We start from the raw sequence: 18,422 nt of genomic DNA, 5'->3' as shown, positions 1-18,422 counted from the left end.
CACGGCTGGAAGAGAAGCAAGCCAAGCGTGAAATCAGGGGCTGTTGGATTCAGTCGCCCATCCGCCACGCATCCAACGGCTCGATAGGAGACACTTCACATCGAGCGACCGAAGGGATGGCTGGAAACGCGCTGGGCGACTTCATCCCCGCGCGCTCCGCGAGCAACACCAATGCGAGCCCCTCGACGCAAATCTTCGCATCGGTGGCCCAGGCCTCCTGGGTGAGCCGTCCTCGCTCACGCAGCAGGACATATCTCCGGGCCTCCGCCTTCAAGAAGTCCTCCAATGCTGCTTGGAAGGAAGCCTCGTCACGGGAGAGGAGGGCCTGACAGACCTGGAGGCGCGGCTCCTCGGAGCCTTGAAGCACGCTTTCGAACCGGGCAAGACAGGCCCGCGCGTCCTCCTCCGAACGGTTCAGGACGCAGAAGTCCATGAGGAACCGCACATAAAGGAAGTCCTCCTCATATTCGAGTTCGACCCTTCGCTCCCGCGGAGCCCGGAGGGACAACTCGCGTGCGCAATCCCAGTCAAGCGCAGCCAAGGCATCGAAGAACGGGGCCGACCGGCTCAGCGCCACGGGCCAACCTCCGTCGGCTTGATTCGACAGCGCCAGGAAGGCCCGTCCGCTGCGGCACAGGTGGGATTGCCATCTGCGCGTGTCGCACAGGAGGAGAAGCCACCCGATACCCATCAACCGATGGTTCCGACAGAAGGCAAGAATGTCCTGCGGGCTTCCTTCGCCTTGGGTCAGCCGGATGAGGAGCTTCTGGTTCACATAGCTGGCGTTGCTGACAAAGGTGGACAGGAATTTGTTGCTCACCTCCCACCCCCAGGTGCCTGGAGATGGATGGCGCCCACGTCGCCATGCTCGGCGCTCGACAGAACCAGCGCATGCAAACCCGCGGAGTACTTTCGTGCGAAAGAACGGGCCACCATGCAGACCCCCAGCGCGCCACTCGCCGCGCCCACGTCCCCCACCGAGGCACAGGGCAATCGCACTCGCCACGGCCCTTCCTGCCGCGCATGAAGTCGAACCAGAAGATGACCCCAGGCCCGGGCGCGCCACTCCTCCCCGTTGAGGTCGCAGACCAGATCTCCCGAAGCGCCGCTGCCATCCGGTCCCTCCGAAAGCACCTGCTCGACAAGCCGGGCGAGTGCCTCCCCCGACGAGCTCTGCCCGGACCGGGGTGAGCGGTCCTCACGACCCGCTCTCGCTGCTGGCAGGAGCGCAAGGACCGGGGCCCCTCGCTGACGGGCACCCGGCAGGGACTCCACCAGAAGGCACGCCCCCGCTTCGCCAGGCATCAATCCAACGGGACGATCTGGCGACTTGAGTCGACGGTGCGCCGACAGCCACTCGAGACTGGTCTCATCAAGATAGGAGTCCACCGCGACGATCACGAGACGCTCGACGTCCCGGGCCGCCAGCAGCTGCCCCGCGAGGTGGACGGCAGCGGCGGTGCCCGCGTGACCGGCATGGATGAAGTGAACCGCGTCCTGCCTCCAGGCCAGGCCCAGCGACCGACTCAGGCGCTCCAGCCAGGTGGCCGTCAGGAGCGTGCTCCCGAAGTCCTGCACCTCCAGGTAGCGCCCCTCGTCCAGGTGCGGCAGGACGAAGATCCAGCCCGTCTGGCCCCAGAAGCGGACATCCTCCGCCGGTGGAAGCCTGGCCTCCTCCCGGAGGTCTCGCACGCACGCCTGGGCCAGTTGCAACCACCGCCCCAGAGGCCCGAAGCCGTCCGTCAGGCCTGACACGGGATGGCCCACCAGAGGAACGGGCTCAAGCAGATCCTGGTCCGTCAAATACAGATCGTGCACCGGCGTTGGACGCGTGATGCCGGCTCGGATGGCTGCACACGTGGCGACGATGCCCCAACCCACGCTGGAGACTCCTCCAATTCCTGTCAAGGCCAGCGACATCGTGAGGGCCTCCGAAGCGCTATGCGTTGGGCGAGATCGAGAGCGGCTCGAGTTGAAGATTGGTGAATCCCTTTTCTTTCAACGCCAACGCCAGGGTCTCCGTCACGATGTAGACTGCGGGCTCCTCCTTCGGACGAAAGAGGGCCGGGAGGGGGGCGACCTTCTTCGGATCCAGCACGAAGCGGGCGACATGGATGACACTGCCTTCTGGCCCGATCTTCACACCGCTGGCAGCCACGTCCAGACAGTCCAGGGTCCCAATGGGATTGATGATGAAATAGTCCTGACTGTAGAGGCGCTTGCGGTGGTCATACAAGTCAAAGGGCAGATACTCCACCTCGATGTCCTTGGCATGAGCCGCGATGACCTCCTTCACGTCCGCACGAACAATGAGATAGCTGCTCGTGTTGCCCAAGAGGGACGACAGCTTGATTCCCGGGTGATCGCTTCGCAAGGAGACCTTTGCCTCCTTCGGATAGAACCTGAGGGCGGGATCGCCCTCGGACATGCAGTAGGCTCGCAGCGACATACCCTCTGGCGCACCGTCAACCAGGGCCAGCTCGGGCTCATGCAGGTCGCCAATCGTATTGATCTGGAAGAATTTCATGATGGGTCGCGAAGAAGGTGTCATGCACTTGAAGGAGTGGGCGTCACCATCTTCTTGCCGAACTCTTCAATGGATACGACTCCGTGAACGCGCCTGACCGAGGCCACTTCAACATAGACCTCGCTGGAAACGGCTTCAATGGCTTTCGCAAGATCCTTGAACCTGGGCTCCCCTCCCCCCTCGTCATGCTTCTTCATGATCTCCTTGAGCGTCCTTCTCAGACGGAGCGCCAGCTTCTTAAGTACATACATATCGTACAGGCCATGACTACACTGCTTCGTCTCGCGATGGATGGGCAGTTGAAGCATTTCCCCTACCTGCTCATCCATCGGCAAGATCATCATGTTGTCCTTGTCGTGAACGCTATACGGTGCATTCAGCACTTCCGTCACGACATGGCGTGCCATTTCGGGCTTCTCGAAGATGTCGATCAGGGCGGTGCGCAGCGTGGCATCCGGAAGCACGTGATGCGCCTCGTGATAGTAGGGCTTGTTGCAATCCCACTTGAAATTATATTTCGCCCGATCGATGTTCCAGTCGCCCTGCCGGGGCTTGCCCAACTGATGGCGGTACATGCCCTTGTTTTCGGCGGAGAGCGCGACCTTCGCTCCTTGCTTCGCCAGCTTGGCGACAGCCTTCGCCCCGCCTCGGAAGAGGAGCGACCAGGAACCCTCACCCGCTGAACCCAACTGTTCGTCTGACAGATTGTACATGGCGTTCTGCTCCAACGCCTTCTCAAAGGCCTGCCAGCGGTGTGAGCAGGAGCAGTTCTCCTTGTAGGGAGATTCGTGCTTGGCGATGCACTTGCCTCCGGTCAAACTCCCTGCGGTGTGGTGGGGAATCGTCTGCCCCAAGAGCGTCGTGTGCTTGTTGGACTGCTTCTTGGCTTCACCCATGGTGAAATCGTAATGGCTTGTATGGAGCTGGGTCAATCCTTCGGCGTCATCCCTCTCAGGTAATGGGTTTCGGGAGAATCCGCCGCCACCCGCTCCTCTCCCAGCAACTCCTGCGCCCGCTCCACCCGCACCTCACCTTCGGTGACGAGCAGCGCCGCCAGTTCCACCTCCGGCGCCGCGCCCGCGCTCACCGCCACCGACCGTGCATGCAGCGCCATGTGGCCCTTCTGGATGCCCACCGACCCCAGGGCCCGCAGCGCCGCCAGGTTCTGAGCCAGCCCCACCGCGGCGATGACACACGCCAACTCACGCGCGTTCGGATTTCCCAGCACATGGTGTGCCACCCGGACCCCTGGATGGACCTTCAACGGTCCCCCCACCGTGCCCAGCGCCAGCGGCAACTCCAGCTCACCCCCAGCCCGCACCTCCAGGTCCCGCATGCCTCCACCTCGTGCCGTCAGGTGGGGAAGCATGCCCCGCGCCCACTCCAGCAACTCCTCCTTCGCCGCGCGCAGCCGTTGGGCGGCATCCCGGGGATCGCCGTACCGCACGATCTGGAGCTGGCCGATCATCAGCGACGCATCCGCTTCCGCTTGGAAGCCGCCCACCCCCGCCACCAGCTTCGCGGCGAAGCAGACCGCGGCGATGACCGACGGCTCCTCGATGACCATGGGCACCACGTAGCCCCGCCCGTTCACCTGGAGGTGGAGTCCCAGGCCCAACGGCAGGCTGAAGCAGCCCAACGCGTTCTCCACCATCGCGTCCGCGACTTCATCCGACAGGCCCTGCGCCCCCGTCAGCGCCCCCGCCTCCTCCGCGCTCAAGCCCAGCGCCGCTGCGGCGTGCTCGCACCTCCAATGACAGCTTGTAGAATCCCGAGAACGTGGGCGGCAACGACGGCCCCCACGACACCTCGTCGGGGTCCGCCATTACCGCGCCTCCATCGCTTCGACCACGGCATCGTTCCAGCGCATTCAGGGGCTCCAGACCATGGGGATGTCCTGGAAACTGGGCCGACCCGACGGAGATCCACATCACCCACGAGGGCAATGAGACACTCCCGTGATACGTCCGGAGTTGTCACATCACCAAGACACCCCTACCCCTGCACGGGGGCAGGTGCATTCACCGGCTCGGGCGGCTCCACCGGCGGCTTCACGATGAGCTGCTCGAGCGTGGGCCGTCGGGGTTTCTCGAACGGGGCCAGCTTCACCGGCTGCCCGGTGCGCGCCGACTCCTGCAACGCGACGATGACGCGCACGTCCGCCAGCCCTTCGATGCCGTTGGGCTCCGGCTCCTGGTCCTCCAGCACGCAGCGCGAGAAGTAGATCAGCTCCGGCGCGAACTGGTCGCTGTTCTTGAACGTGCGCGACTCCGTCTTGCCCCCCACGGTGAGCAGGTGCTCGATGTCCGTGCCGTACCCGAAGCCCTGTTGCACCAGCAGGTCCCCTTCGGTGCCCACCAGCCGGTAGCTCGACACCGAGGACGCCTCATGGCTGATGCCGAACTGGGCCACCCGCCCGTGCGGAAAGCGCATCAGCGCGAACGCCGTCGCGTCCACTCCGTGGAAGCGGCCATCCCCCGCGTTCGTGTATGCGAACACCTCGCGCGGCTCGTCCCGGAACAGGTAGCGCGCGGCGTTGATGGGATAGGGGCCCTCATCCAGGAGCGCCCCGCCCCCCAGCTCCGCGCTGCCCCGGATGTCGCCGTCGCGCATCTGCTGCGTCAACAGCGCGGAGAACATCCTCGGGTCGCCCAGCCTGCCGGAGCGCACCAGCTCCACGGCGTGGAGGTTCGCCTCCTCGAAGTGCAGGCGGTAGGCGACCATCAGCTTCACGTCGTTGTCGTGGGCGACGCGGATCATCGCCTCGCAGTCCTCCACCGAGGTCGCCATCGGCTTCTCGCAGAGGACGTGGACACCCACGCGCGCGGCCCGCTCCGTGAAGGCCCGGTGCTGGGTGTTCGGCAGCACGATGTAGACGGCGTCCGCGCGCGAATCGCGCAGCACCTGTTCAAGGTTCTCGTAGCCGCCCGCGTGCGAGACACCATACCGGTGCTGGAGCGCGTCGCGCTTCGTGCGGTCCGAGGAGATGATGGCGACCAGTTCGGAGTTCTCTGCCGCGTGCTCGAACGCCGGCAGGATGGCCACCTGCGCGAGGTTGCCCGCCCCCACCACCGCGTACCGCACCCTCCTGGACGTCCCCTGAGCCATCACTCGCCTCCCGACCTGAAGATGAGTCCCAACGCTGGTGACGCGCTCCGCCACCCCGCAAGCCGCGATCGGTCCTCCGGTGCTCGGCCCGTATGAAGGGCAGGCAGGAAGGCGGGCCCACGGCACCGTGTGCTATGCGCGAAAGCCATGCACGCCCGATTCATGCCGCTCCTGGGACTCCTCGTCCTCTGCGCCTGCGCGAACCCTCCCGAAGGCGGCGGGGTGCCGGATGCTGGCGCGTACGACCTCCCGTCCATCCCCTACACGGTGGACGCGGGCGCCCCCATCGACGCGCCCCGGGAGACCTGGACGTTCGTCCCAGTCCCCGACGCCCATTGCGCGAACGGCTCGTCCACGGGCATGGCCGTCAACCTCACGGACCGCTCCCGGCGGGTCCTCGTCTTCCTCGCGGGCGGTGGCGCGTGCTGGGAGGCCGCCGCCTGCGCGCTCGGAGCGGCCACCCACATCACCGACACGATGGGCGAAGCCCCCGTGCTGGCCGAGGCCCGCGCGCCGGACCTGGCGGTGCTCTTCAACCGCGACGACCCACGCAACCCGTTCCGCGACGCGAGCTTCGTCTACGTCCCCTACTGCACCGGCGACCTGCACGCGGGCACCCGCATCCAGACGTATGACTGGTTCGGCCCGAAGAACGTCGAACACGTCGGCGCGCGGAACCTGGACGCGTACCTGCGGCGGCTCCAGCCGACCTTCCCCGACGCCGACCGCGTCTGGCTCACCGGGATCAGCGCGGGCGGCTACGGGGCGACGTTCAATGCCTGGCGCGTGCAGAAGGCCCTGCCGTGGGCCCGGGTGGATGTGCTGAACGATTCGGGGCTCGTCATCGACACGCTGGGGGATGGTCGCTACGGCACGATGCGCGCGAGTTGGGGCGTGGAGTTCCCTCCAGGGTGCTCCGGCTGCGACACGCGCCTGTCGGCGGTGCTGGGCGCCTCCGCGAACCTGCTCACCGCCCCCCGGAGATACGGGATGCTCGGGTACCAGCAGGACGGCACCATCTCCCTCTACTTCGGACTGGACGGACCCCAGGTGCAGGCAGGCCTGGAGGCGGCCCGCGCTTCCGCGGCCCCGAACGTGAAGACGTTCTACCTGCCCGGCAATCCCCATGTGCTCCTGGCCCACCCGGACGCCGCGAACGGCGCGGGCCTCACCGTGCGCGACTGGGTCCAACGTTTCGCGAGCGATGATCCGGCCTGGGGCCACGAAGGCCCCTGAGCCGTCCTGATTTCCTTCCCGCCCCGGAGCCTTTCCCCATGTCCTTCAAGAAGATGCTCGCCCGCCTCGGTATCGGCAGCGCCCGGGTGGACACCCGCCTGGAGCACGACACCGTGCGCGCGGGCGGGGACCTGCGTGGCGCCGTCCACATCCAGGGGGGCCACACGCCCCAGCGCATCGACCGCATCGACCTGCACCTGATGGCGCAGTACCTCCAGCGCGACAACGACCGCCGGAGCGCGCTCAACACGGTCGTGCGCACCTGGCGCATCGCCAACCCCTTCACCCTGGAGCCCCAGGAGGTGAAGGAGCTGCCCTTCTCCCTGCGGATGCCCGCCCACACGCCCCTCACCGAGCGCGGGTCGCCGGTGTGGCTCAAGACGGCGCTCGATATCGACAACGCCCTCAACCCCGAGGACAGCGACCGGATCCACGTCCTGCCCCACCCGTCCCTCCAGACCGTGCTCGACGCCGTCCTGCACCTGGGCCTCCAGTGGAAGAACGCCTACTGCGAGGCAGGTCCCCCGCTGGGGCGCGAAGAGCCATTCGTCCAGGAGCTGGAATTCCACTCCACTCCCAGATGGCAGGGGCCCCCGCGCACGCTCGCCCTGCTCCCGTTCCCGACAGAGGACGGCCTGGAGCTCATCCTCGACATCGATCGGGGCCCCCGGGGCCTCACCTCCCTCCTCGAAGGAACGGGCCTGGAGGGCGGTCGCCGGGAGAGGCTGGTGCTCACCCCGGCGGACCTGACCCGCGGGGTGATTTCCGTGTCGGAAGCCCTGGCGGCGCACCTGCGCTGAGAAAGGCTTAAAACCGGAAGGTCCGGAGGCCCTGGGCAGTGGTGAACGCACCTGACGTGGCAAGTCCGACGCCGGGGCGTGAAAGTGGTACAAGCCGCCCTGTGAAGACTCCCCCGCCTCCCGCCACTGAAAATGAAAACCCCACCTTCGACTCCCTCGGGCTCAAGCCCGAGCTCGTCGAGGCGTTGACGTCGCTCGGCTACGAAGAGCCCACGCCCATCCAGGCGGCCGCGCTCCCACCCCTGCTCGCCGGCAAGGACCTGCTGGGCATCGCCGCCACCGGTACCGGAAAGACGGCCGCGTTCGCGCTGCCCCTGCTGCAACACATCACCCCCGGGGCCGCCACGCCCCACAGCACCTCCGCGCTGGTGCTCGTGCCCACGCGCGAGCTGGCCATGCAGGTGTCCGAAGCCATCCACCGCTACGGCCAGAAGCTGGGCGTGAGCGTGCTCCCCCTCTACGGCGGCCAGGAGATCGGCCGGCAGTTGCGCGTGCTCAAGCGCGGCGTGGACGTCGTCGTCGCCACCCCCGGTCGCGCGCTGGATCACCTGCGCCGCAAGACGCTGAAGCTGGACCGCGTGCACACGGTGGTGCTGGACGAAGCGGACGAGATGCTCGACATGGGCTTCGCGGACGACCTGGAGGCCATCCTCTCCGAGACGCCGGAGAAGCGGCAGACGGCGCTGTTCTCCGCCACCCTGCCCCCGCGCATCTCCAGCATCGCGGAGCGCCACCTGCGCCAGCCGGAGCGCATCCGCATCGCCAAGGAGAAGCTGGAGGCCGGGGAGATGCCCCGCGTCCGGCAGACGGCCTACATCGTGCCGCGCGCGTTCAAGATCGCGACGCTGGGGCGCGTGCTGGATCTGGAGTCCCCCACCGCCGCCATCGTGTTCTGCCGCACCCGCACGGAGGTGGACGAGCTCACCACGTCCCTCAACGGGCAGGGCTGGCGCGCGCACGCGCTGCACGGCGGCATGAGCCAGGAGCAGCGCGACCGCGTCATCAAGCAGTTCAAGTCCCAGGCGGCCGACCTGCTCATCGCCACCGACGTCGCGGCGCGAGGCCTGGACATCCCCCGGCTGTCGCACGTGGTGAACTTCGACGTGCCCAACGCGCCGGAGGCCTACGTGCACCGCATCGGCCGCACCGGCCGCGCGGGTCGCGAGGGCGTGGCCATCACCCTGCTGGAGCCCCGCGAGCACCGGCTGCTGCGCAACATCGAGAAGCTCACCGGCCAGCGCATCGAGGTCTCCGCGGTCCCCACCGTGTCGGACCTGCGCGCCCGCCGGCTGGAGATCCTGCGCTCGTCGCTGCGCGAGACGCTCGTCGAGGGTGAGCTGGAGGCCTACCGGGGCGTGGTGGAGACGATGTCCACCGAGTTCAACGTCATGGACGTCGCCGCCGCCGCGATGAAGCTCCTCCACGAGAAGGAGGACGAGGGCAAGGAGTCCAGCGAGCAGGACATCCCCACGGTGTCGGCGCCGTCGGAGAAGCGCATCCCCCGCGGCACGGAGCGCTCGGGCCCGCCGAGCCGTGGCGGAGACCGTCCTGAACGTCCGGCGCGTGCACCCCGCGTCGATCGCGGCGAACCGGCAGGAGAGCGCGCCGCGCGTCCCGCCCGTGAGCCTCGTGCGCCGGAGTGGAACGTCACGCGGCTGTTCATTGGCGCGGGCCGCACCGCGGGCATGCGGCCGGCGGACCTCGTGGGCGCCATCGCTGGCGAGGCGGGGCTCGACTCCTCGCGCATCGGCGCGATCCACATCGCGGACATGTACTCCATCGTGGAGGTGCCGGAGCCGGACGCAGCGCGCATCATCTCCGCGCTGAAGGGCGCCACGCTGCGCGGCAAGAAGGTCTCCGTGCGCCGCGACACCCGCGACTGAATCAGCGCCCCGTCACGCGTGTGACGGGGCCTGGGGCCCGGAGCCGTCGCTCCGGGCTCAAGCGGAGCCCCGGTCCACGCCGGGCGCGCGCCCCAGCAACAGCGGCGACGCGAGCCGGCTCTCGGGGTGCATGCGCAGCAGCGTGTGGATGACGCTGCCCAGCCCCGCCATCAATCCCGGTGAGAAGGCGTCCCGGGCCATCCCCGCCACGGGCCCTCGGGCCTCCAGGCCAGACAGCAGCTCCGCGTCCAGGGGCTCCTGCTCCGGCCCGTGTGGATCCGGCGCGAGCCGGCGGCCGGTCTCCAGCAACTCCCACAGGCCCAGGTCGCCATGGCACAGGGTGTGGGTCCAACCGAAGCCCTCGCTCAAGCCCGCCGCTCGGGCCCGTTGGAAGAGGTCGCGGTAGCGCGGCATCCCCGTGAGAGCAGAGAGGTCCGCCGCCGCGAGGCCGATGCCCGTGCTTCCGTGACACCAGGTCGTCAGTTGATCGCGCGCCTCCGGACGCCGCAAATCCATCCAGTTGCCGAGCTCCGGCAGGTAAAGGCCCTCCACGAAATCGAAGGCGCGCGCGGAGAGCTCCAGCCACCGCCGCCGGTCCGCCGCCGAGCCCGCGGAACTCAAGCCCAGCCTCGCCAGCGCCCAGCCGATGCCCACCGTGCCATGGGCGAAGCCGCCAATGGGCGCGGGGAACATCGACGTCTCCCAGCGCGCGTCCCCTGCCACGCTCTTCGCGGTGGCCTCCAGGCGCCGGCCCGCGTGCGCAGCGACGTCCAGCCACTTCGCCTCGCCCGTCTGGTCCACCAGGTTGAGCAGCGGAACGATGAGGCCCGCCACGCCGCCCAGCACCTCGAACAGGCCGTCGCCTTCGATGAGCTCCGGCGTGAGGGCCGCCGCGCGCTCGCGGGCCCGCTCCAACGCGCCGGGGAACGTGCCCAGGTCGTGCAGCGTGGACCAGGTCCACACCTGCGATGCGAGCCCGGAGAAGCCACCCGGTTGCTTCACCGGCACCCGGTCCTCCGTGGCCCGCAGCACCGCGAGCGTGCCCTCCAGCGTCTGGGACAGGCCCTCCACCGGATCCGCCCGTCCCTGCTGCACCTCGTGCTGGTACTGGGCCAGACACACCGCGACTCCGGCCTGGCCGCTGTAGAGCTCGGCGGAGAGCGGACGCACGGCCCAGCCATGTTCCGCGAGCACCGGGCTGATCCACGTCACCGTCCCATCCGGTCCCCGCACCGCCGCGTCAAGCACGCGGCGGACCAGTCCGGACAGTTGCACCCGCCTGCGGGGATCCAGCCGTTCACGCCGCGACGGCGTGGTGGGGGCCACGACGCGCGGAGGAAGGGCCTTCTCGTTGAGGTACGCGCTCACCAACGTGCTCTGGATGGTCATCTCCTCCAGCGCCTCGTCCACCGACCGCCACGTGGTCAGCGTCGAGTCGAGCAGCGCCCGGGACACGGGCACGGTGAACACGGGAATGTCTCCGCAGCTCAGGTCCGCGATCTCCTCGTCGATGACGGGCAGCGTGGAGGGGGCACCGGGTGACACGTCGGCGTTGCGGCGCATCACGTCCCGCGCCCGTGCGTGGGCCTTGGGCGCGTCGTAGAGGGAGGCCGGGTGCCAGAGCATCCGCATCAGCTCCGCGTAGGTCTGCGTGGGTCGCAGGATGCGCCGGACCACCGCGCCCGTGAACGGCTCCAGCAGCGGGCGGAGGTCCCCGTGCGCATCCAGCGCCTTGAGCCGCGCGGTGAGCTCGCGGAAGCCTTCGACCACCTGATCCCAGTAGCGCGCGAGCACCGGCTCCGTGCTGGGATGGTTCTTCGACAGGGGGCGATCCATCAGCGTCATGCCCAGGCGGGCTCCATCCGTGCCGCCCTCGATGATGGTCGGTACCTGGATGCGCGGCTGCTCTCCCGGCAGCGACCCCGCCGCGGAGATGTCCAGGCCCCCCAGGCCCGGTCCCATGCTGCGCACGGGGAGCAGGCCGGTGCGCAGCACGGTGCCCCGGATGGCCCTCGCGGCGATGTCCACCGCCAGCCCGCGCTCCGACGGGGGAACGGGTGGATCCGGGGTGAAGAGGCTCTCCACGTCCACCACCACGGGCACCGGCCCGTGCGCGATGAGGTTCTCCGAGTGCAGGTCCGTGCCACCCAACAGGCGCATCACCGCCAGCCAGTGCCCCAGGTTGCGGTAGAAGCGCGCGAGTTCTGTTTCGCCCTCGCAGGCGCGGTGCTCCACGAACTCCGCCCAGCCGTAGCCCGCGCGGACCAACACGGCGGGAACGCGGATCCGCGTGGCCTGGGGATCCGGCGCGAGCACCCGCGCCAGCAACCCCTCCAGCGCGCGGTCCACGCGCATGCACCGGGGCTTGTACATGACCGTGCCGGCCTCCAACTCCAGCAGGGCCACCGTCTGACCGCCCCGGTGGGCATCCCCTTCGCCCAGGCGCAACCGGGTGAGCGCGCCGTGGGGATGTCCGGGCAGCGAGCCCAGGGCCTCGCGGTCCACGACGAACCGGTCCACCAGCCGCTGGACCGCCTGGGATTGGAGCCGACCCACCGTGGCCAGCCGGGTCAGGAGCGTGGGGTAGCGGCCGCGCAGGTGCGCGTGGAAGTCAGGGGTGCAGGCGCGGTCCAGGAACTGGGCCCACCGTCCCGGTGGATCCGAGGCATCGAGCCGTCCCTCCAGCCCCGCCGCGTGCAGCTCCAACAGCAGCACCCGGTTGAGCTTGAGCTGGGCGCTGAAACCCAGACTCTCACGGACCGACCCCTCCACCACGGCACGCTCGGAGGCGGTGAGGTCCACCATCCGGGACAGCCGTTCCGACAGCGCATCCAGGTACGGCGCGAGCAGGACATTCACGGGGCGAGCGAGCCATCCGGCAGGGGGGATCTCGGTCGCCATCGACGCTTCCTCGTGGACCATTCGGTGGGCTCTCGGGCGAGGCGGGGGGGGCCTCCGGCACCGGGGCGTGCGGCCCGGGCCGGAGGGGAATTCAGCGGGGGATCAACAACAGTGGACGTTGGCAGAGGCGGTGCAGCCGCTGCAGCCCGTGTCAGCCACCAGGCTGGACTCGGTGAGCGCCTGCTCCGTGCGCGCACCTCCCACGAACACCGGGCCCGCCGGATTGGTCATGCCATGGGACTCCTCGGCGCCGGACAACCAGCCCTTCACCACGTCGAGGACTTCGGGATTCTTCATCATGGGCTTTCTCCCTGAAGCGTCCACGGCGGTGGCGAGGGGTGCCAGCGCTCCGGACGCGAAGGGAACTCGAACACAGACAACCCTCTCAATGCCAGACGCATCAGGCCGAAACCCTGACAAATCAAAAGGCACGCATCTCCACGCCACAACTCCAGCGCGGCGCGATCTCCCTCCGGGAAATGACGTAAGGGATTGCCACCAGGGAGACGGGCGAGGCTGCCCCGGGGGGCAGGCAGGCTGTAAGCCGTGCGACAGACGGCCGTCCGGCGTCGGAGGGGCCTGGAGGGGTTCGGGTGACCCTGTTCACGGTGAGGCGTGGGGTAGGATGACGGGCACGATGAGTGACGAGGGGGATCAGAACCGGCGGTGGCTCGGGCGCCTGCGCCGCGAGCTGGGGTCGCTGCGCGCCGAGTTCGCGGCGTGGCTGGCGCTGCGAAGGAAGCATGACGTCGCCGAGCAGCACGCGAGCCACTTCACGGCCATTGAGGACTGCATCGACGGGGCCGCCAGGGGGCTCACGAAGCACCTGGACACGCTGGACCTGGACCTCCCCCGGGGGGAGTTCGCGGAGCAGTGCCGGCGGCACGACCTGCGCATCCTGTGGCTGCGGCGGCTGTGGCGGTTCTTCAGGGAGCGGATCGATCAAAGGGACGACGCTCGGCTGGCACCGCTTCTGCGGGCGGCGGACGAGGTGGTCTGGAGCGCCTGGCGGTCGGTGTTCGAGCGGGCTCCAACGCTCGGGCTGAGCGTGACGAGCGGGCCTGCTCCCCTGCCCTTCATCGACCTGGAGCATTCGCCCGCGGCCACGCCCCGCTCCTGGGTGTCCCGGGAGTTGAGCCGCGATGGAGGCCCGCTGCTGGCCGAGCACCTGGAGCGCCTGCCCATCGCGCTCATCCACCTGCCCGTGAAGAGCGTCGCCTCCCCGTGGTGGCTCGTCTTCATCGGGCACGAGGTGGGCCACCACGTGCAGCACCACCTGGGCCTGGTGGAGGGCTTCCAGGACCACCTGAAGCAGGCAGTCCTCCGGTCCGCCACCGACTTGAAGCTGGACGACGCCCCCCTCGCCGCCGAACGCTGGGGGCGGTGGTCGCAGGAGGTCTTCGCGGACGTATACTCGGTGGTCTCCTTTGGCACGGCCGCCGTGCGGGCCATGGTCGAGTTCGAACAACACCCGGATGCGCGGATGGGCGAGCCGCGCCAGAACTACCCCTCCGCCGCCGTCCGGCTGCACCTGCTGGCCCGGACCGCTGAACGATTGGGGCTGACCGGTGCGCAAGCGAGCCTGAACGGAGTGGACCCACAGGCCCTGGTCGCGGGCGTGGAAGCCGCGGAAGAAGATCTGCGCCTCGTGGACGCGGTGGTGGAGGCGTCCCTCGCGGAGCTGCCTGGAACCGACGTGACGTTGAAGGAGCTGCTGGGGTTCGACGCACGGCACTTCGAGCTGCGCTGGCCCACGGTGCCTGCGCCGTTCGATGTCACGGGCCCCCGCAGGATGGCCGGTGCCGCGCTCGGAGCCTGGGCCCGGACCGAAGCGACGCACGCCAAGGGAGACACCGCCGCGCTCGACATGCTCGCGAGCACCGTGAAGCAATTGCTCGGAGAGAACCGGCTCCCGGGACGGCGCAGTGGCGCGAAGCCACCGGGCAGGCCCGTGGATGGCGATGGGCTGTCGGACGTTCTGCTCGGCCTGGACACAGCGCGACTCGAAGCCGCGGCCCTGGGGGCGGCATGAAGGCGGTCATCTCCGTGGTGCGGGAGACCTCCCCGGCCACCGCTGCGTTCTGGCGCGTGGAGGTGGATGGGACGTTGCTCCACCACCTGCGGCGCCTGGACAACGGCTTCCCCTTCCCCGGTGTGGACGGCGCGCTCGATGGCCTCCCGGAGGTCACCGCGCTCTGGCAGGGCACGAAGCCCGAGAAGGGACTGCGCGGCGCCTTCACCAGCATCCACGGCGGTACGCCCGCGCAGGGCCATCTGTGGGGCTTCGGCCGCTACCTGCTGGAGACGCTCCTGGGTGGCACCTTCTGGCGGCAGCTCAAGGCCCGTTGTCCGCCGAATGAGTCCCTGGAGCTGGTGCTCGAATGGGATGCGAGCGAATGGGAGCTGAGCCGCCTGCACTGGGAGCTGATGCGAGATGACGCGGGCTTCCTCGCGGAGCAGCACGCGCCGGAGGTATCGCTGGTGCGGCGGGTGCCCGTGTCGAAGCCCTTCCAGGCCCGGGCGCCCATCGACCTGCGGGTGCTCTTCGTGGTGGGCACGGACCTGGCGGATCCACGGATCCGCGCGGGGGCGGAATACCTGGGACTGCTGCGCCACCTGAACCACCAGCAGAAGAGCCTCCACCACCGCGTCCTCATCGCGGCCCACGGAGAGGACCTCGCCTCGGCTGTGAAGAGCTACCAGCCCACGATCCTCCACCTCACCTGCCACGGCGAATGGGACAGCATCCATCTCAAGCCGGGCCGGGAGGCGCCACCTTCCGAGGAGCGAGAGGGCTTCAAGCGCTGGAGCGCCCAGGATCTGTACCAGCTCCTCCAGGACACGGGCGTCCCGCTGCCAACGGTCGTAGTCGTCAACGCCTGTGATTCGGCGAAGGGCCGGCCTCCCACGCCCCAGGAGGATCCAACCCGCGCCACCGCGCAGGCCTCGTTCGCCGTGGAGCTGGCGAAGCTGGGCATCCCGATGGTCGTGGGCATGGCGGGAGAGGTCGCCGACCATGCCTGTCGGCTCTTCACCCGACGTCTCTATGAGTCCCTGCTCGAAGGCGTGCCGAACACGCCCGTGGACCTGGGGCTCGCGACCACCACCGGTCGTCGCGCCGGGCTCCAGTTGCTCGCCGGTCGCCACTCGACCAGCGACTGGGCCTTCTCCCAGTTGATCATCCGGGGTGACACGGACACGCGGCTGGAGCTGAAGGACGTGGGACAGGCTTCCGTGCGAACGCGGATCGCGAACACGTTCCGGGTCAATCATCCGTTCTGCGACCGGCTCGAAGCGTTTCGTGATTTCGAGCGCTGGTTGGACTCGGGACGCAGCGAGTGGAACCACTTCTCCATCGTCGGGCCCGCCATGGAACAGCCCCCGGTGAAGTACGGGGCCACGCGCCTGATGAACGAGCTGGCCGTGCACGCGCTCCATTCCGGCTACGTCCCCGTGCTCTTCGGCTTCCCCGAAGGCAGCACCGAGGCACCCACCACCGAGAAGCTCCTCACGGAGCTGTACAAGAAGCTGCGCGACCTCCGGAACGACTGGGGCGTGGGCGCCGCGCCGGACTCGCAGCTGCGCGCACTGCTGCTGCGGGACAAGACGCCCGCGCCGCCGCTCCACCCGGACCTCGACGAGGCGCTGACCCTGGGCGGCCCGACGGATCCCACCGTGCTCCGGCTGGCCCTGGCCATGGATCTGGCGGCGCTGGCGAAGGACACGCAGTGCAAGGGGGCGCTGCTGCTGCTGGATGGCATCCACACGTGGTCCCCCGCGCTGTCCACGCTCGTGCACGTGTTGGAGCATCGGCTGAGCTTCGAGGGCGTGACGACGCCGGTGGTGGTGAGCTGCCGCCGCTGGCCTGGCCATCCGCAGGCGGATGGGCCCATCAAGTCCCTGCTGGAGCGCGCGACCGTCGAACGCCACGACATCAGCCGGTTCCCGGAGGCGTTGGAGCCGCTCATCTACAACCAGTACGTCCTCTTGCGAGAGCCGCCGCAGGTCCCGAATCCCGCCATGCCCAACGTGGCGATGTTCCTCGAAACGTATTTCAGGGACCTGGTGAAGGGACTGCCCTCGCAGCTCCATGGGAACGCGGGACTGGACGCGGTGCTCAAGGCGCTCGGCACGTCGAAGATGCTCCTCCAGGCGGATGATCAAGCCACCATGAAGGCCTTGCTCCGGGGCACTCCGGCGCGTGAAGGGCAGGGTTCATGAACGCCGACCTGCGACAGGAGCTGGCGCGCATCAACCAGCTCGTCGAGCAGAACCTCGAAGCCAACCGGCGCAAGCGCGATGACCGGATGCAGGGCTTCGAGGACGCGCTGCGATGGATGCTCCTCGTCCCGGTGTGGACGGAAGCCCTGGCACAGGCCTGTGGTTTTCCTCCGACGGCCGCAGCGCTGGAGTGGCTGCGCACGGAGGGGCTGTGTCAGTCCCGGGACGTCTCCGGCCTGGACCTGGATGCACCGTCCACCCGCGAGTACTGGATGCCTCCCGACATCCGTCAGCGCGAGCTGCGGCGTCTGTTGGAGAAGACTCCTTCACTCGAACAGGCCTTGCGTGACGAGTGCCGGCTGCTGGGCTTGAAGCTGTCCGCTCCGGAGTTGAAGGCACTGGTCCCCATGCCCACGCTCCGGTGGGCCGAACTGGCCGCCCATGGGTTGTCTCCCGAAGCCCTGGCCACTGAACTCCAGGAGCGGCTCGCGGAACGGGCGGAGCAGGACGTCACTCCCGCGCCCGAGAAGGAGGAGGAACAACACCTCGCGGAGGCGATGAGCTGGGTGCGCACGGCATGGCACCTGGAGCCCATCTTCGGCCCCACGCTCGGCGCGGCCGCCAGTGCCGCCGCGCGGCGCATCGACTTCCTCCAACTCCGCCGCGAGGACGAGCGCCGGCTGGAGCACTACCTCCAGCGGGAGGAGCAGCTTGGCGCCTTCCAGGAGCTGCTGACAGCGTCCGAGGACACCTCTGCCTGGGCGCTACATTTCGTGGGCAAGGCAGGCATCGGCAAGACGATGCTGGTGCGTCACCTCTGCGCGCGGAACATCTTCGAAGCGCGAGGGTACTGGGCCCGGGTGGACTTCGATCACCTCAACCCGGCGTATCCGACGCAGGCCCCATGGCTGCTCATCGAACAGCTCGCGGAGCAGCTCTTCCTCCAGGGGGGTGCGGGACGGATCAACCGGAGCCTGAACTGGTTCGACCGGACCCGGCTGATGGTGCGCGAGCTTGCCGGCTCCTCCGCGCCGTCGTGGAGGGACATCCAGCGGACGCCCCACTGGCAGGAGATGCTCCGCGCCTTCGCCAGCGTGGTGCGCGAGCTGAACGGTCCCGTCTTCCTCCTCTTCGACACGTGCGAGGAGCTGGCGAAGCTCTCCGCCGGGGATGAACCCGCCAACGTCACCGCCACCTTCCAGCTCCTCGAAGAGCTCCATCAGCAGGTGCCGGGGCTCCGGGTCGTCTTCTTCGGCCGTCGGCCCCTCGCCTCCAGCGGTGCGGGCTGGCGGCTGGAGAACGCGCCCTCGTGGCTTCCCTCGCGTGACTTCCTCCGGCTGCATGAGATGCAGTCCTTCTCCCAGTGGGAGGCGGAGCGGTACTTCGATCAGGTCCGGGAAGGACAACGCGAACTGCCACGCGAGCTGCGGACAGCCGTGCTGATCAAGACCCAGGAGCCGCCGCGACCGTCCGCGTTCGTGCACACGCGCACCACGCCACCGCCCTCGACACGCTTCAATCCCTTCGAGGTCGTCCTCTACGCGGACTGGATCCGAGAGGACACGCGCGTCACGCCCACGCTGCTGGCCCAGCCTGGAAACGACCGCTATGTCGAACTGCGCATCGTGGAGCGGCTCCAGAACCCGGACCTGCTGAAGCTGCTGCCCATGGTGGCGCTGCTGGGGCGCTTCGATGAGGCCCTGCTGCGAGACACCTGGAACGGAGCGCCCGAGTCCTTCGAGGCCG

14 protein-coding genes are annotated in these 18,422 nt (G+C 68.7%); 6 read left to right on the top strand and 8 right to left on the bottom strand.

The genetic code is table 11. The features are described 5' to 3' along the window. Positions 1-49: 49 nt before the first annotated feature. The 6 genes from OV208_RS09430 to OV208_RS09405 all read right to left on the bottom strand — a co-directional run bounded on the left by OV208_RS09430 (position 50) and on the right by OV208_RS09405 (position 5,635). Positions 50-691: an Imm49 family immunity protein gene (locus OV208_RS09430; protein WP_267573721.1), complete on the bottom strand. Its 642-nt coding sequence runs from the start codon at positions 689-691 to the stop codon at positions 50-52. Between the two features lie 125 nt (positions 692-816). Further along, positions 817-1,755 (bottom strand): hypothetical protein, encoded by a 939-nt coding sequence (locus OV208_RS09425; protein ID WP_267573498.1) that lies wholly within the window; start codon positions 1,753-1,755, stop codon positions 817-819. A gap of 184 nt (positions 1,756-1,939) precedes the next feature. Next, a complete protein-coding gene (locus OV208_RS09420; protein ID WP_267573497.1) occupies positions 1,940-2,527 on the bottom strand; it encodes an imm11 family protein in 588 nt (195 codons plus the stop codon). Between the two features lie 20 nt (positions 2,528-2,547). Next, positions 2,548-3,423, bottom strand: a complete 876-nt coding sequence (locus OV208_RS09415) for an AHH domain-containing protein (protein ID WP_267573496.1) — start codon at positions 3,421-3,423, stop codon at positions 2,548-2,550. 32 nt (positions 3,424-3,455) lie between these two features. Continuing rightward, a complete protein-coding gene (locus tag OV208_RS09410) occupies positions 3,456-4,247 on the bottom strand; it encodes a hypothetical protein (protein ID WP_324291360.1) in 792 nt (263 codons plus the stop codon). 275 nt (positions 4,248-4,522) lie between these two features. Then, positions 4,523-5,635 carry a Gfo/Idh/MocA family protein gene (locus OV208_RS09405; RefSeq protein WP_267573495.1) on the bottom strand — a complete coding sequence of 371 codons (1,113 nt, stop codon included), beginning with the start codon at positions 5,633-5,635 and terminating at the stop codon, positions 4,523-4,525. Between the two features lie 147 nt (positions 5,636-5,782). Between OV208_RS09405 and OV208_RS09400 the strand changes: the two genes are divergently transcribed. From OV208_RS09400 to OV208_RS09390, 3 genes are all read left to right on the top strand, one after another. Continuing rightward, on the top strand, positions 5,783-6,871 hold the full coding sequence (locus tag OV208_RS09400; RefSeq protein WP_267573494.1) for a pectin acetylesterase-family hydrolase: 1,089 nt from the start codon (positions 5,783-5,785) through the stop codon (positions 6,869-6,871). A gap of 38 nt (positions 6,872-6,909) precedes the next feature. After that, positions 6,910-7,671 (top strand): sporulation protein, encoded by a 762-nt coding sequence (locus OV208_RS09395; protein WP_267573493.1) that lies wholly within the window; start codon positions 6,910-6,912, stop codon positions 7,669-7,671. A gap of 101 nt (positions 7,672-7,772) precedes the next feature. Next, positions 7,773-9,554 carry a DEAD/DEAH box helicase gene (locus OV208_RS09390; RefSeq protein WP_267573492.1) on the top strand — a complete coding sequence of 594 codons (1,782 nt, stop codon included), beginning with the start codon at positions 7,773-7,775 and terminating at the stop codon, positions 9,552-9,554. A gap of 57 nt (positions 9,555-9,611) precedes the next feature. Here OV208_RS09390 and OV208_RS09385 read toward each other — a convergent pair whose 3' ends face one another. Both OV208_RS09385 and OV208_RS09380 read right to left on the bottom strand, forming a co-directional pair. Beyond that, a complete protein-coding gene (locus OV208_RS09385; RefSeq protein WP_267573491.1) occupies positions 9,612-12,455 on the bottom strand; it encodes a type 2 lanthipeptide synthetase LanM family protein in 2,844 nt (947 codons plus the stop codon). A gap of 102 nt (positions 12,456-12,557) precedes the next feature. Continuing rightward, positions 12,558-12,755: a DUF6229 family protein gene (locus OV208_RS09380; RefSeq protein WP_267573490.1), complete on the bottom strand. Its 198-nt coding sequence runs from the start codon at positions 12,753-12,755 to the stop codon at positions 12,558-12,560. A gap of 337 nt (positions 12,756-13,092) precedes the next feature. Here OV208_RS09380 and OV208_RS09375 point away from each other — a divergent pair, with 337 nt between their 5' ends. The 3 genes from OV208_RS09375 to OV208_RS09365 form a co-directional block, all read left to right on the top strand. Beyond that, positions 13,093-14,487: a hypothetical protein gene (locus OV208_RS09375; protein WP_267573489.1), complete on the top strand. Its 1,395-nt coding sequence runs from the start codon at positions 13,093-13,095 to the stop codon at positions 14,485-14,487. Next, positions 14,484-16,676 (top strand): CHAT domain-containing protein, encoded by a 2,193-nt coding sequence (locus tag OV208_RS09370; RefSeq protein WP_267573488.1) that lies wholly within the window; start codon positions 14,484-14,486, stop codon positions 16,674-16,676. The genes OV208_RS09375 and OV208_RS09370 overlap by 4 nt, the downstream gene beginning before the upstream one ends. Beyond that, on the top strand, positions 16,673-18,422 hold a 1,750-nt coding region (locus tag OV208_RS09365), incomplete at its 3' end, for an ATP-binding protein (RefSeq protein ID WP_267573487.1). The genes OV208_RS09370 and OV208_RS09365, both read left to right, overlap by 4 nt.

The sequence above is a fragment of the Corallococcus sp. bb12-1 genome (assembly GCF_026626765.1).
Classification (GTDB): Bacteria; Myxococcota; Myxococcia; order Myxococcales; family Myxococcaceae; genus Corallococcus; species Corallococcus terminator.
Note: the sequence above shows the minus strand (reverse complement) of the source record. Positions and strands in the feature narration are given on the sequence as shown.